Raw genomic sequence first — 13,288 nt, forward strand, 5'->3', positions numbered from 1 at the left:
GCGCTGGTGGCCTAGTGCTTCAGCGCATCCTTGGTCTTCTGGCCGGCCTGCGCCATGTCGCCCTTGACCTGCTCGGCTTTCCCCTTCACGACGAGGCTCTCGTTGCCGACCGCCTTGCCGGTAGCCTCCTTGACCTTGCCCTTTGCGGTTTTGGCCGTGTGCTTGGCCTTCTTTCCCGCGCTCATGCGGTCCTCCTGCGCCGTTCTACCTACCCCCGTTCGTCGTCGGGGGCCTCTTCCTCTTCCTCGGGTCCTTCGTCGTCCTCGTGTTCTCCCTCGTCGCCTTCCTCGTACTCGTCCTCGGGTTCCTCGCCTTCGTCTTCCTCGTACTCCGGTTCCTCACCGTCGTCGTACTCCCCCTCGGGTTCGCCGCCCTCGTCGTACTCGTCGTCCTCGGGCCGTTCCTGGGCGGCCTCCTCCTCTTCCATGGCTTCGTCATGGGTGCGGACGACCTCGCCGTCGCGGATTTCTCCGCGCCAGCCCTCTGCCTCCTCGTTGGTGAGGGAGACGTGCCGTTGGAAGTTCTTGAAGTCCAGGCGTAGGCGCCTGCCCTGTGCACGCCAGAGGTTGCCGGTCTTCTCGAAGAAGCCGCTGGGGTAGTACTCCACGACGAGGACGATGCGGGTCAGGTTCGGGGTGATCTCGTGGAAGCTGACGGCCCCGCGGGTGCTGCCCTTGGCTCCTTCGGAGGTCCATACGATGCGATCGTCCGGTATCTGCTCCTGGACGGTGGCCTTGAAGCTGCGTTTCGAGGGTCCGACCTTGACGTTCCAGTCGGTGGTCACCTCGTCGCCCTGGGAGACGCTTTGAACGCCCTTGGCGAAGTCACTGAAGTCCTCGTACTGGGTCCAGTGGTCATAGGCGGTCCGCAGCGGTACACCGACGTCCAGGGTCTCAATGATGTTCATGGTCTTCTTGCCGGCCTTGCGGCCGGGCTTTCCGCCGCTGCCGAAGGTCTCTTTGACTTTCTTGACGACGTTGTCCTTGGCGCTCTTGGCCTTTTCGCCGATGACAGCCTTGGCAGGGGAGTCGCCTTGCAGGACACGGGCACCCACCTTGGGCAGAACGCCACCGTTCTCGGCGACATCGCCAAGGGTGTCGGTGAGGTCGGAGACCTTGGCGCCGGCCTTCTCCACCAGGTGCTCCAGCTGAGCACCGACGTAGTTGACGACTTCTTCGCGCAGTCGGTCGACGCCCGACGTGTCCGTGGACTTGTCACCCTTGGACTTCTCTTTCGTGGCGGCCATGGCTCACCTCCGCCGGGTACGTGTAGACGATTTGGCATCGGCGCTCTTGCTCGCGGATGCCTTCTTCGCCGCGGCCTTCTTTTCCGCCGGAGCCTTCTTGGCAGATGCCTTCTTCGCCACCGGGGCCGTCTTCTTGGCCGGCGACGCGGCATTCTTGGCCGGCCTGCGAGCAGCCTTGGGCGCGGACTTGCCGGCTGCTGCACGGGAGGCCCGCGGCCGCCCGTCGTCGCTGCTTGTGGTCCCGCGTCGACGTGCGGACCTGGCCGGACGCTGCTCCTTCCTGGGAGCTTCTTTCTCCTCCTCCGACTCGTCGTCGACTTCTTCGCCTTCCTCCGGCTCCTCGTCCTCGGACCCGTTGCCCTCCGGTTCCTCCTCGCCCTCCTCCGACTCGTACTCCTCGTACGGCTCTTCTTCTTCCTCGAGTTCCTCGTCGGGCTCCGGTTCCTCATCCTTCGGAGTGCCGATGCTGAGGGTGCGCTTCCGCAGGGTGTCGGCGAACTCGCCGATGCGGCGGTCGGCGGTTGCGGCGAGCGCCTTCTTGCCGGCGTTCACCAGCTCGCCGCGGACTTGTTCGTTCAGCTCGGCGACCTGCGGGATGTCGCTGAGCCTGCGCAGACCCTCGGCGGCCAGCTGGCGCGGGCCCAGTCCGAACCTGCGCCCTGCGAGGTAGGTGGCGGCGGCGAACGCCAGGCGCCCCTTCTTCGCGCGCCCGAGCACATATCCGCCTGCGACAGCGGCTGCCAGGGCAACCTTGGTGGCGTCGTTCATGGGTCATCCCTTTCCAGCACTCGCCCCTTCTGGAGGGATCGGTTACCAACGAAGGGGCCCTTGTGATGTCGTTGCTGGGCGCAGGACCGCAAGGACTTCCGCCCGGCGGCGCTCGCCCCACCGGGCGGCACCCTCCCGCAGTGCGTCAATTGCGGCAGCCCTCGCCAGTATTCGGGCCTTGGGCCAGATCCCGCTCCCTGGACCGCGAGTCCCGCGCCCGCGTCGCAGGCTCCGGTGACGACGGCATCCCGCCTTTCCCAGTCTGGCAGTACACCGGCTTGGCGCACCCTGGGGCGCGAAGTCCCGCACACGGCACGGCTCCAAGCAACGGGAAGCCCACGCTCAGTGGCGGCGAGCTTCCGTGAGGGTGGCAGCGATCGTGGCACCGCCCCCAGGTGCGGTGAGCTTCCTTCAGGAGCGACCAACCGATAGGATTGGGGCAAATCGGGCATATGAGCACCTGATTGGCCCAGCAGTCGTCTCCGATCCGGAGCGAGAACATGGCCGCAGGCAAGCAGGAGGACGCGAGGCCGAGAAAGGCCGGCGCACACTCGACCCGCTCGCGCGGTACCGCCCAGGGCGCACCGAGCCAGCCGTCGAGGCATGCGGTCGGCAGGCCCGTTTCGGCAAGGCGCGCCATGCGTAACGCCTCCGAGCAACTGGCGGAGCTCCTCGGACGCGCCCCCGAGTCGGTGTCGGCACTCAAACCCACCGAAGAAGGCTGGCAGGCCGATGTAGAGGTGGTGGAGTTGGAACGCATTCCCGAGACGACCAGTGTCCTGGCCAGTTACCGGGTGGCGCTCGACAAGGCGGGCGAACTCCAGTCGTACGAGCGGATCCGCCGCTACACCCGTGGACAGATCGACCGCCGCACCTGACAAACCCCGTGCCGCGACGAAGCGGACGCATCCGCAGTCCACCGCGACGGCGGCCCGGCGAAGGGAGGCACCGTGACTGTGGTGCCGCAAGGCGCAGCCAGTGTGTCCCGTAGCGGGAATACTGGAAATCTCTACGACATCCTCGAACTGATCCTTGACCGCGGCCTGGTCATCGACGTCTTCATCCGTGTCTCCCTGGTCGGCATCGAGATCCTCAAGATCGACGTCCGGATCGTCGTCGCCAGCGTCGACACGTACTTGCGCTTCGCTGAGGCCTGCAACCGCCTCGACCTGGAAGCCGGACGGAAGGCCCCCACCCAGCTCACCGACATCGTCGGGGAGGTCACCGAGGGCGGCGCACACGGCAAGAGCAAGGGCGCAATCAGCGGCGCCGCCGAGGCCGTCACCGACACCCTCCACCTCGGGGGCGACAAGAAGGAGAAGGAGGACGAGGACCAGGAGGAGGAGGCGGAGCCCGCCCCGAAGCGCACCAGGCCCACGCGCCGGGCCAGCAAGCGGCGGGAGGAGTGACATGACCGTCTACGTCTACTCCATCGTCGCCGCCGACCACGCCCGCAACCTTGAAGGCCTGGATGCCGTAGGCCCCGATCCCACCGCACTTCGCGCCGTCAGTGCGGGCCCGCTGTGCGCCGTCGTCAGCGACGCGCCCCAGGAACTGCGCCCCAAACGCCGCGACCTGATGGCTCATCAGGCCGTCCAGGAACGTCTGATGGCCGACGGTGCGGTCCTGCCATTGCGCTTCGGCCTCACTGCCTCCGACGACGACGCTGTGCGCGCCGCTCTTGAACAGCGCCGCGACGAGTACATCCAGCGCCTGGCCGAGCTGGAAGACTGCGCCGAGTACCACCTCAAGGTCTCCATCGACGAGGATGTCCTGCTGCGACAGATCCTGCAGGAATCGCCCAAGGCCCGACAGCTCAACGACGCCATCAAGGCCGGCACCGGCAGCCCTGATCTGCCGCTCGCCCTCGGCGAGCTCGTCGCCAACGAAGTCCTCGCCCGCCAGGAAGTCCTGGCCTCCGGCATTGCCGAGGCACTGCGCCCCCACGCCCGACAGGAACGGGCGTCCGATCCCACCGGGGAAGACTTCCTGAACATCTCCTTCCTGGTGGATGAAGCGCATCAGGAGCTGTTCCTCGCCGCGGAGAAGGGCATTGCGAGTGAACTGGGCGCTGACTGCGACTTCCGGCTGAACGGCCCCCTGCCCGCCTACAGCTTCGTCTGAGAGGCCGAAACCATGGGACTGATCACCCAGATCCTCACCCTCCCGCTGGCACCCGTGCGCGGCACAATCTGGATAGTCGAGCGGGTCGTCGAGACCGCCGAGAACGAGTACTACGATCCCGCTCCCGTGGAAAAGGAGCTCGCCGCGCTGGAGAGGGACCTGCTGGCCGGGCAGATCGACGAGGAGACCTTCAACCGCCGCGAGGACGAACTCCTGGACCGTCTCGACGAGATCAGAGCCCACGCCCAGCGCTCAGCGCAGTGACCGCGCGCCCACCCAACGAGCAGAGGAGGGCAGCACACCATGACAGACTCCCTGGCCAATCGCCTCGGTTCCCTCCCCTCCCGAGCCGCCTCGCCCTACGACCAGCCCTCGTCAGCCAACCTCGCCGACATCCTGGAACGAGTCCTGGACAAGGGCATCGTCATCGCCGGCGACATCCAGATCAACCTCCTCGACATCGAGCTGCTCACCATCAAGCTGCGCCTGCTCATCGCCTCCGTGGACAAGGCCAAGGAGATGGGCATCGACTGGTGGGAACACGATCCCTCATTGTCCTCCCGGGCCGGGAACAGCCCCTCCCTCGAAAAGGAGAACCGACGTTTGCGCGAACAGATCGAGACGATGCGTGCCGACGCGGCACTGCCTCCCGCCGACACGCCTCACGAGAAGTCCCAGCCGCGCCGTACGACACGCGCCACCACTCGCCCACGGTCTCCCCGAGGTGACACATGACCGCCGGGTCGCTCACCTACGTCTATGCCGCTGCCCGGAACTGCGCCCAACTGAGAGCGACGAAGCCCATCACCGGTGTCTCCGACGCACCCGTCCGCCTCGTGCCGTCCAACCACGGCGCCGACTTGGTGGCAGTGGTCAGCCCCGTCCCCGAGGGCGACTTCAACGAGACAGCACTGCGCGAGCACCTCGAGGACCTCGGCTGGCTCGAAGCACTCGCCCGGGCACACCACGGCGTCATCGAGGCTTTCGCGGCACGCGCCACCGTCCTCCCACTGCGCCTGGCGACGGTCTATCTCGACGAGGGCCGGGTACGCGCCATGCTCCACGACCGGCAGGCGCTGTTCCTGGAAAGACTGGAGCACTTGGACGGACACGTGGAAATGGGCGTCAAGCTCTACGTCGACCCCGCGCACAACACCCCGACCGCGGAGGTGACTTCTCCTGAACCGGCACTCAGCCCTGGGCGCGCTTACCTGCGCCACCGCCGCGCGGAGCAGGATTCACGCAACGACGCCCGCCAGGCAGCCGAGCAGGCGGCAGCACGGATCACGGCGATCGCCCGCCTTCATGCCGTCGAGCGGGCCCGCCACCGCATCCAGGAAGGCGAGCTGGCAACCGGACCGGGAATCAACGTCAGCAACGACGCCTACCTCGTGCCGGCCGCCCACGTCGACGCTTTCCGGGCGGAGGTCATGCGCGCCACCGACGGCCTCACCGGCGTCCGCGTCGACGTCACCGGCCCCTGGGCCCCCTACTCCTTCGCCACCCTGCCCGATGCAGGCACGAGCACACCGTGAACCCCGACCGCGCCCCGGACAGACCCAGGACTGCCCTACCACAGCAGCAGGTCGCCCTCATCGACCTGCTGGACCGACTGCTCAGCGGCGGGGTGGTCCTTACCGGCGACCTCGTCCTGTCCATCGCCGACATCGACCTCGTCCGAGTCTCACTGCGCGCCCTCATCGTGTCGATCAGTGAACAGAATCCTGCCCCCTGGAGCGTTGCCGACACCGCCAGGCGGACGGAGCCACCATGACCGCCGGCCGCCCCGGTCACCCCGACCGCTACCACGAAGTCTCCCAAGCCGCCACCCGCGCGTTCCGGATCCTGCCGGCCACCCCACATGACAGCCCGCCCCTGGATCGCGGCTCCCCGCAGCAGGTCCCGCACAGGATCTCCACCGACCCTGAGAGTGTGGAACGGGACCTGATGAGACTGGTCCTCACCATCGTCGAACTCCTGCGACAGCTCATGGAACGCCAGGCACTCCACCGTGTCGAGGCCGGCGATCTCACCGAGAGCCAGGAGGAGAACCTGGGCGCCACCCTCATGGCCCTGCACGACCGCATGACCGAGCTCTGCGCCCGGTACGGACTGACAATGCAGGACCTCAACCTCGACCTGGGACCACTGGGGCCCCTGCTCCCGCCGGCCGAGTAGCCCAGCAACGGCCGAGTACTTGAACGTCTCCTTGGCGTGGTTGTACCGAGAGGCGCCGAAGGTTGGGTTGCTTGGGTATCGGTTCGGACGCGGCCGAAACGCCAGGACACGGTTCAAGGTGTCTGAGATCCAGGCCTGAATAATGCTGCGGTGGCCCGTCCGCTCCGCGACATCGGTGATCGGGGTGTTGTGGGTGAGGCAGTTCGAGGCGAAGAAGTGTCGGAAGCCGTACAGCACCATGCCCTCTTGTATCTCGAACGTCCCGTCAGGCGTGAGCCGCTGCCACTGGTTCTGCAGGTGGTAGGCCGGCATCGGCTTCAACAGGTCGCGCGGGTGGCGCAGCAGGTAGCCGTCGACGGTGCCGTAGGTGTCGGCGTACCACTCGATGGTGTGCTTGGTCCGGGCCGGCAGCGGCACGTCGCGGTATTCGCCCTCCTTGCGGTGCTTCAGCGGCGCGTAGGCTCCGGTGGTCTGGTTGACCCGTTGGACTGGGTGGCCAGGCCGACGCCGTTGCGCTCCATGGTGGTGATGAAGGACGGTCACAGTCGAAGGGGACGCCGCCTTCTCGGGCAACCTGACCGCCGTTGACAGCGCCGGCATCGCCCGGATCCGCGACCTGCGCGGCCCCACAAAGTCGCCCAGTCGAAGGTCACTTCCTACGCCGCCCAAGCGGGCAACCCCGGCTGCTTCGCCATGCGATTCGTCGGCTGACCCCCGTAGTTGGCTGCGGCCCGGCCCCAGGGCAAGGGCACTGCCCCGCTCCAGACCGTGGCCGGCATCGGCCTCCGGGACAAGTCCATGTGCGATCCTGGCGGGTACCTGCTGGCACGCAAGTCGCGTCTCCCGTCGGAGAGTTGTCCGGCTCCGCACCCGACCGAGCCCGGTCTCACCCGCTGGCGTGAGCGACGCCCGTCGCCGCCCTGGAGGTCAACCGTCCACTGACCGGCTCGCTCAGCACCCTCACGGGCTGAACTGCCAGGCACGATCGAGGCTTCTGTACTGGAACAGCTCGGCTCGCCCGTCGCGGGATCGACTCCTCCCAGCGCCTCGGGCCCACACCGCTGGGTGATCGAGCGCACCGTCGCCCGGCTCGGCGGCTTCCGTCGGCTCCACCGCCGCTACGGGCGCAAAGCCGGCCCCTTCGCCGCCTTGGCCCGCGCCGCCACAGCCCTCATCTGCACCCGGAACTCTCCAAATGAGATGAATCTAAAGCTCCACGCCCGGCTCGACCTCCGGAATGGCCTCGCGTCCGCCTTCGGCCGCAGGGCCTCCGTTGTCCTCGACGACCTCCTCCGGGCTCTTGCCGCTGCCCTGCCACTGCGCGACAATCGCCGCCTGCTTCGCCGGTGACTGCTGTCGGAACCACTGCAACTGCCCTCCGGAGAGGAGCTCCAGGAAGTTTCCGATCCCGCTCATGTGCACTCCTTGGGTCGAAGGTTCTTCCCTCTCTTCCTAGCGTGTACGGGCACCCGCCGCCCGCTCGGCCCGCAGGCCGGCGCGGCCACCGTTCCGGATCGCGAGGTGGAGATCGGCACAGCTCACAGGGGTTGGTTCCCCATCCCGAGCGACCGAATGGGAGCGGTGCCCCAGCAGCCGACATTCACCCGAGCGGACGGGAGGCCCCGGGCGGCAGGCGGGATGCGCCGTTTCCGTGCGATTGCCGACTGAACGACTCAACCTCGGAAGACCTCCGGCGGCGACCGGCCGGACTGCTTCACAGGTCGAGGCCAGTCCTCCGGCCAGGGGCCGCGCCCGCGTCGAAGCGTCAACCGCGGAGCACCATGCCCGCCTCCGCAGAGCAGAAACGAAGGTGGACCCGCCCAACCGGGGCCGGCCGGGAGAGAATCACCACCTTGCCGCTTGCCGATACCGCCACCAGCCCACACGACCGAACAGATCGCCGTTGAGCCTGACTTCCGCAGCATGCAGGCGTGTCCACCGGGCACGGGGTGCTCCTGGGTGGACCATGTCCGCGAACCAGGTTTGTTCGCATTCGCACTGCGGTTCGCGGTTCGAGTCGCCGGGATCGGCATCCGCCTGACGAACCGCCCGATCGGCGCGGTGACCGACGGGAAGGCGACGATGAACGAGGCTTCGCCCGACAGCGTGGAGATGCCGCAGGGGCGCAGAGAGCTCGGACGGATTCTCGGGTTGGACGGCCCGGTGCCCGAAGGCGTGTGGACCGCGGCCCTGGCGGACGAGGGCTACGCCCACGCCCTGCTGACCTGCCGGGACCCCACCCGGCTGCAGCATCTCCTCAGGCATCCCCCGTCTGTCCCCGGCAGTGACCTGTCGGCGGCGGCGCTGATCGCGCACGGCGCGAAGGCGCTGGCCCGTTGGGGCCGCGCCGGATTCGTGGAAGTGGACGAGGAGACCCGGCTTCGCAGGCTCGCCGTCTGCGGGCACTGCCCCCATCTGCGGCCCGGTCCTCAGGGCAAGGGCACCGCTCTGCTCCAGACCGTGGCCGGCCTCGGCCTCCGGGACAAGTCCGTGTGCGGTCTGTGCGGGTGCCTGCTGGCGCGCAAGTCGCGTCTGCCGTCGGAGAGTTGTCCCGATCCGCACCCGACCGATCCCGGCCTCACCCGCCGGGGTGAGCCAACGCCCGTCGTCACCCCGCCTCCCCCGCGGGCCGCGTCACGGAAGGGGACGAACAAGGGCAAGGGCAAGCGAGCGGCCCCCGATTCCTGACGGGCCGCAGCGCCGGATCCTCAACGCCCCTGCGGGGCTGCGCCAGTGAGGTGGGCGACGGCCTGACGCCACGTACCCGCGTGCACGGGCAGCTCGCCCAACGCCGCCGCCAGCGTGTCCACCGCTCCGGCAGTGGTCGGGCGGGCAATCCAGTTGGTGACCTGGGCCAGGAGCCGGGCCCTGGACAGCGGCCCCGGCCGTTCGAGCGCCTGCGTCAGGACACCGGTCACCGGGGACACCGCCAACGAGCCCTCGGGCGAACAGGAAAGCAACACCAGCCCGCCACGGGAGTCGGGGCGCACGGTGCTGAACGGCTCCAGACACACCCGCCAGCCGCCGCGTTCCAGCCGGGTTCCGTGAGTGACCAGGTCGGTCACCCAGTTACGGGGGAACAGGACAGCCTCGCCGCCCTCATGGACAGCGGCTCCGGCCAACAGCCTCAGCCCGGCCGGCCCGGACGGCGCGTAGCCCGCCAGAACAACTCCCAGGGCCGCGCGCAGGGCGTCCGCGTTGCGGGCCCGCGCGAGGAGTTCACCGCCTCGGAAGAGCAGGAACATCGAGCCGGGCCGCTCCACCGTCAACGTCGCGGGCGTATACCCGAACTCGTCGCCGCCACCCGTCACCCCCCGCACCGCCTCCAGCGCCTCGGCGCCGCGAACCGCGATCCCCACCCTGCGCCCGCCGACCCGCGCCGCCACCAGCGCATCCACGGGCTTCGCCGCGACGTTCACCGAGCAGGTGGTGGGCGCCTCCATCACCGTGACATCCGGGTCGGCACCGCTGAGTTCGCTCAACACGGCACTGACTTCGAGGAAACCCAGCCGGCTCCGCGCCGGACGGCCCGGGGTGCACAGCAGTGCCGACGGCGTGCCGGTCTTCGCCGCCGCACGGCCCAGCTCAGCCAGCCGCACCCGCGTCCGGCGGTCCAGCGGGGCGCCCAGGACCCTCTCGTGCCCGTCCTCTACCAGCAGGACGCTCGCCTCCAGTGCGCGCAACACCGCGGCGTTCGCCGCCAGGTCGGCGGACAGCTGGGCGCAGAACCCGCAGGACTTCGCCATGGCCACCGTCAGAACCGGGCGCTGAACCGCCTCCTCGTCCACACGGACCCGCAGGCCGTCGAGTCCGTCGCCGCCGGCCGGCGCGCCGTCGGCGTCCGCGACGAGACCGGCCGCCCGCCAGCCGTCGAAGCACCGGGCGTACTGCTCCCGGTGCTCAACGGCCGGCGGACGGCCGGCGAGGTACCCCAGGACGGTGGGGCTGACAAACGCCCCGACGGGCCGTGCCGTGTCCAGCAGAACCCCGCCCTCGCCCAGATCAGCCGCCACCACCCCGCGGGGGAGCCTCACTTCACGCACATGTTCTTGTCGAGGTTGCAGTGGAGGCCCGCACAACACTGGGCGTCGCGGTCGCACGGTTCATTGACGCCGTGACAGGCCGATGGCCGCGATGTGCAGCTCGGTCGAGATCGTCTCGATCTCCGCAACGGTTTCGCTGTCCACGGGACGAACGCCCGCAAATACGGTGTACGTGTCCATACGTCCAAGCCAGGAGCGCCGGACAGGGGCTTCAAACGCACCAACCTTCTGCGGAGCCGATCACAGATCGGTCTCCGACCAGCGAAAATCCTGGTCGCGGCCGCCCCGACAGCCCCAGACCCGGTCGGAACCCGCCTTGCTGCGGCCCGCCTGCCGCCTTTTCCAACACGGCACCGGCGAACGGGACCTGAGGTGCCATCACCTCCTCGCAGCTGTACCCGGCGTCGGCCAGAATGGGGCACAGCAGAGCGACGGACACTGTGTCGGTCCTGGAGGTTCGGCTCGTGACCCGCCACAGCGTCGACCCCGTACGACGCGAACTGATCGCCACCTGAGGGTCGGGGTAGGGCGACCTCGCCGCCCGCATTGCCGCCCTTCCCACCGAAGCCGCCACCTCCACGCTTCTGGGCCTGGCCCGCACGCTCAGCCACCTGTCGGAAGCCGCATGGCGCACCTACACCCACCCCGCCAGTGCGGCCGACTCGCTGAAGCCCAACCCCGAGGGCTGGCGCCACGCGGAGGAGCGCAGGCGCTTCACCGAGGTCACCGGCACGATCGCCAAGCCGAACCTGCCCAGCGGCGGTGCGACGGTCCTCTCACAGGTCGGCCGCGCCCTCCACGGCCTCGGCGCCCTGAACTCACCGAGCTCGTCACCGCCGAGGCCGCCACCGAGCTCGCCGCCGTGGAGAACGCCGAGAGCGGCCTGCTTCCGACTCGGGCGAAGAGAAGACAAGGTCGGGACGCGGCGCTCTTTCTTCCGTCCCACGGCATTCCGTGCAACCCAACTGGCGGGCGCAGCGTACGCGGCCTCCGCCGTACGCGCTCCTCGCACACGGCGGAGGGCGGGAGGGTCAGGCGCGATACACGCGCACCACCAGCTCCCGGGTGCCGGGTCCGTCGAACTCGGCCAGCCTGATGGTCTGCCACCGGCCCAGATACAGGGCGCCACCGGTGATCGGGATGTGCAGCTCGGGATGGGCGGAGACCAGGGCACGGACGTGGGAGTGCCCGTTGTCACGCTCGCCGTGCAGCAGCCGTTCGTCGGGGGTGCGCGTCTTGTCGTGGGCGTAGTAGTGGCGGTGGTCGGAGTGCGGGGCGACGCGTTCCAGGACACCCTTCAGGTCGGCGTCCAGTCCACTCTCGTTCTCGTTGGTCGAACGCCCTCTGAAACCGTCCCCGCGCGGGCGGGGAGCAGAGCGACGGTCAGCCTGCTGCGGTCCAACTCCCGGGACCATCCCCGCGCGGGCGGGGAGCAGCCGAGTCGCCACTCGATGAACTGCCGGATCTCGGGACCATCCCCGCGCGGGCGGGGAGCAGGGCTTGTGCCTTCGATCGGCGCGATCCGGCGGGGGACCATCCCCGCGCGGGCGGGGAGCAGGAGGTCAACCAGGCCACAGCAGCCACACAGTGGGGACCATCCCCGCGCGGGCGGGGAGCAGAGACGACCGAGTGTGGCCGCAGCGTTCACAGTGGGACCATCCCCGCGCGGGCGGGGAGCAGTCCGTCCAGGGCCTCCACGAGTTCGTGGGTGGGGGACCATCCCCGCGCGGGCGGGGAGCAGTGCATGTGCCCGGCACGGGGGCCGCATTCCGGGGGACCATCCCCGCGCGGGCGGGGAGCAGTCGCGCATCCGCCGCAGGGCCTCGTCGGCCTGGGGACCATCCCCGCGCGGGCGGGGAGCAGGGGTTCGTGGTCTGGATGCTGAGCCGGTACGTGGGACCATCCCCGCGCGGGCGGGGAGCAGGGGTTCGTGGTCTGGATGCTGAGCCGGTACGTGGGACCATCCCCGCGCGGGCGGGGAGCAGGAGAACGTTCCCCAGGAGATCCCCTCCGGCTGGGGACCATCCCCGCGCGGGCGGGGAGCAGCTCCCGCGCACGTACGGCGGGATGGTGGGCGCGGGACCATCCCCGCGCGGGCGGGGAGCAGTTCATCTATGCCGTCCTCGTCGGCGACGACCCGGGACCATCCCCGCGCGGGCGGGGAGCAGCCGCTGTTCATGTACTCCCAGGCAACGCACTTGGGACCATCCCCGCGCGGGCGGGGAGCAGTGGGAGTGGTCGTTCAAGGACTACGACTGGTCGGGACCATCCCCGCGCGGGCGGGGAGCAGCGGCAGTTCGTCCACCAGGATGTCGAGGCCGCGGGACCATCCCCGCGCGGGCGGGGAGCAGACTCGTTGACCTGCGATGTCACACGCCGTCGATTCGGAAATTACCCACTTGCAGAGATTTACGCATAAGCAACTTTCCTCTCTTCTGGGACTTTTCCGGTGCGGGCCAGCTCGCGGCCGTTCGAGCGTGCCGACGCCGGTGATGCCGACCTTCGAAACCTTAGTGGTGCTGCGAGGGTGTCAAGGAGCAGTGGCGCGTGGGTGGATGCTGGCACGGCTCTCCTACGGCCAGGCCCGCGCGCTGCTCGACCAGCACACCGCACTGGCCGGCCCGGGTACCGGTTGGGACTTCCACGATTACTGGCACTCCTCCCTGACCCACCTCGGCGAGCGGGGCGCGTCCGAGCTGATGCTGAGAGCCAAGTCCCGGCACAGGAAGGTGGAGAACGTCCGTCGGTACTTCAAGCCGTCTACCCGAGGCCCTCGCCGAGGTGACGAGCCTCCTCGCGCCCGACGACGCCCGACGCTGATGTCCTCTGTCACTTTGACCGATCGCGAAGGCATGCACGTCGGCCGCTGGTACTCGGCGCTGACGTCGGCGTCGGCGAAAGCCGCCTGGCCAGACAGTCGATCGGACTG

The 13,288-nt window shown here is 69.0% G+C and carries 14 protein-coding genes, 2 pseudogenes and 1 CRISPR repeat array; of the genes and pseudogenes, 10 read left to right on the top strand and 6 right to left on the bottom strand.

All coding sequences use genetic code 11. From position 1 onward, the window contains the following. Window positions 1–11 precede the first annotated feature (11 nt). Genes ACZ6R9_RS18840 through ACZ6R9_RS18850 form a run of 3 tightly spaced genes read right to left on the bottom strand, consistent with a single transcriptional unit; the run spans window position 12 to window position 2,014 of the window. Window positions 12–185 carry a CsbD family protein gene (locus tag ACZ6R9_RS18840; protein ID WP_380482884.1) on the bottom strand — a complete coding sequence of 58 codons (174 nt, stop codon included), beginning with the start codon at window positions 183–185 and terminating at the stop codon, window positions 12–14. A gap of 23 nt (window positions 186–208) precedes the next feature. Further along, on the bottom strand, window positions 209–1,246 hold the full coding sequence (locus ACZ6R9_RS18845) for an SRPBCC family protein (protein ID WP_380482882.1): 1,038 nt from the start codon (window positions 1,244–1,246) through the stop codon (window positions 209–211). 3 nt (window positions 1,247–1,249) lie between these two features. Continuing rightward, window positions 1,250–2,014: a histone protein gene (locus ACZ6R9_RS18850; protein WP_465538975.1), complete on the bottom strand. Its 765-nt coding sequence runs from the start codon at window positions 2,012–2,014 to the stop codon at window positions 1,250–1,252. A gap of 500 nt (window positions 2,015–2,514) precedes the next feature. Between ACZ6R9_RS18850 and ACZ6R9_RS18855 the strand changes: the two genes are divergently transcribed. The 8 genes from ACZ6R9_RS18855 to ACZ6R9_RS18890 all read left to right on the top strand — a co-directional run bounded on the left by ACZ6R9_RS18855 (window position 2,515) and on the right by ACZ6R9_RS18890 (window position 6,316). After that, window positions 2,515–2,892, top strand: coding sequence for a gas vesicle protein GvpO (locus tag ACZ6R9_RS18855; RefSeq protein ID WP_465538977.1), 378 nt, complete (start codon window positions 2,515–2,517; stop codon window positions 2,890–2,892). 72 nt (window positions 2,893–2,964) lie between these two features. Next, window positions 2,965–3,423, top strand: a complete 459-nt coding sequence (locus ACZ6R9_RS18860; protein WP_380482877.1) for a gas vesicle structural protein GvpA — start codon at window positions 2,965–2,967, stop codon at window positions 3,421–3,423. A 1-nt stretch (window position 3,424) separates the two neighbouring features. Further along, on the top strand, window positions 3,425–4,138 hold the full coding sequence (locus ACZ6R9_RS18865; RefSeq protein WP_465538980.1) for a GvpL/GvpF family gas vesicle protein: 714 nt from the start codon (window positions 3,425–3,427) through the stop codon (window positions 4,136–4,138). 12 nt (window positions 4,139–4,150) lie between these two features. After that, window positions 4,151–4,402, top strand: coding sequence for a gas vesicle protein GvpG (locus ACZ6R9_RS18870; RefSeq protein WP_380482873.1), 252 nt, complete (start codon window positions 4,151–4,153; stop codon window positions 4,400–4,402). 39 nt (window positions 4,403–4,441) lie between these two features. Further along, window positions 4,442–4,873 carry a gas vesicle protein gene (locus tag ACZ6R9_RS18875; RefSeq protein ID WP_380482871.1) on the top strand — a complete coding sequence of 144 codons (432 nt, stop codon included), beginning with the start codon at window positions 4,442–4,444 and terminating at the stop codon, window positions 4,871–4,873. Beyond that, the gene (locus tag ACZ6R9_RS18880; protein ID WP_465538982.1) at window positions 4,870–5,673 is read left to right on the top strand and encodes a GvpL/GvpF family gas vesicle protein; all 804 of its coding nucleotides are present in this window, start codon (window positions 4,870–4,872) and stop codon (window positions 5,671–5,673) included. Before ACZ6R9_RS18875 ends, ACZ6R9_RS18880 begins: the two co-directional genes overlap by 4 nt. Beyond that, window positions 5,670–5,912, top strand: a complete 243-nt coding sequence (locus ACZ6R9_RS18885; protein ID WP_380482867.1) for a gas vesicle protein — start codon at window positions 5,670–5,672, stop codon at window positions 5,910–5,912. Before ACZ6R9_RS18880 ends, ACZ6R9_RS18885 begins: the two co-directional genes overlap by 4 nt. Beyond that, complete coding sequence (locus tag ACZ6R9_RS18890; RefSeq protein ID WP_465538985.1) at window positions 5,909–6,316, top strand: gas vesicle protein K; 408 nt, start codon at window positions 5,909–5,911, stop codon at window positions 6,314–6,316. Before ACZ6R9_RS18885 ends, ACZ6R9_RS18890 begins: the two co-directional genes overlap by 4 nt. 1,206 nt (window positions 6,317–7,522) lie before the next feature. Here ACZ6R9_RS18890 and ACZ6R9_RS18895 read toward each other — a convergent pair. Then, complete coding sequence (locus ACZ6R9_RS18895; protein ID WP_380482861.1) at window positions 7,523–7,732, bottom strand: hypothetical protein; 210 nt, start codon at window positions 7,730–7,732, stop codon at window positions 7,523–7,525. A 543-nt stretch (window positions 7,733–8,275) separates the two neighbouring features. Between ACZ6R9_RS18895 and ACZ6R9_RS18900 the strand changes: the two genes are divergently transcribed. Further along, the gene (locus tag ACZ6R9_RS18900; protein ID WP_465538987.1) at window positions 8,276–9,004 is read left to right on the top strand and encodes a hypothetical protein; all 729 of its coding nucleotides are present in this window, start codon (window positions 8,276–8,278) and stop codon (window positions 9,002–9,004) included. A 20-nt stretch (window positions 9,005–9,024) separates the two neighbouring features. Here the strand turns inward: ACZ6R9_RS18900 and ACZ6R9_RS18905 are convergent, their stop codons facing one another. Then, complete coding sequence (locus ACZ6R9_RS18905; RefSeq protein WP_465538989.1) at window positions 9,025–10,350, bottom strand: hypothetical protein; 1,326 nt, start codon at window positions 10,348–10,350, stop codon at window positions 9,025–9,027. 1,040 nt (window positions 10,351–11,390) lie between these two features. Next, window positions 11,391–11,681 (bottom strand): annotated as a pseudogene (locus tag ACZ6R9_RS18910) (YjbQ family protein); the annotation flags it as partial. A gap of 24 nt (window positions 11,682–11,705) precedes the next feature. Beyond that, a CRISPR array of direct repeats spans window positions 11,706–12,710; the repeat unit is 29 nt; unit sequence GGGACCATCCCCGCGCGGGCGGGGAGCAG. A gap of 207 nt (window positions 12,711–12,917) precedes the next feature. Between ACZ6R9_RS18910 and ACZ6R9_RS18915 the strand changes: the two are divergent. After that, window positions 12,918–13,179, top strand: a pseudogene (locus ACZ6R9_RS18915) (site-specific integrase); the annotation flags it as partial. Window positions 13,180–13,288: the final 109 nt, after the last annotated feature.

The sequence above is a fragment of the Kitasatospora sp. NPDC048662 genome (assembly GCF_055587065.1).

Bases quoted from the DNA above. Each gene is read 5' to 3' on its own strand.
- ACZ6R9_RS18840 (WP_380482884.1), bottom strand. From the start codon at position 185: ATGAGCGCGGGAAAGAAGGCCAAGCACACGGCCAAAACCGCAAAGGGC.
- ACZ6R9_RS18845 (WP_380482882.1), bottom strand. From the start codon at position 1,246: ATGGCCGCCACGAAAGAGAAGTCCAAGGGTGACAAGTCCACGGACACG.
- ACZ6R9_RS18850 (WP_465538975.1), bottom strand. From the start codon at position 2,014: ATGAACGACGCCACCAAGGTTGCCCTGGCAGCCGCTGTCGCAGGCGGA.
- ACZ6R9_RS18855 (WP_465538977.1), top strand. From the start codon at position 2,515: ATGGCCGCAGGCAAGCAGGAGGACGCGAGGCCGAGAAAGGCCGGCGCA.
- ACZ6R9_RS18865 (WP_465538980.1), top strand. From the start codon at position 3,425: ATGACCGTCTACGTCTACTCCATCGTCGCCGCCGACCACGCCCGCAAC.
- ACZ6R9_RS18870 (WP_380482873.1), top strand. From the start codon at position 4,151: ATGGGACTGATCACCCAGATCCTCACCCTCCCGCTGGCACCCGTGCGC.
- ACZ6R9_RS18875 (WP_380482871.1), top strand. From the start codon at position 4,442: ATGACAGACTCCCTGGCCAATCGCCTCGGTTCCCTCCCCTCCCGAGCC.
- ACZ6R9_RS18880 (WP_465538982.1), top strand. From the start codon at position 4,870: ATGACCGCCGGGTCGCTCACCTACGTCTATGCCGCTGCCCGGAACTGC.
- ACZ6R9_RS18890 (WP_465538985.1), top strand. From the start codon at position 5,909: ATGACCGCCGGCCGCCCCGGTCACCCCGACCGCTACCACGAAGTCTCC.
- ACZ6R9_RS18895 (WP_380482861.1), bottom strand. From the start codon at position 7,732: ATGAGCGGGATCGGAAACTTCCTGGAGCTCCTCTCCGGAGGGCAGTTG.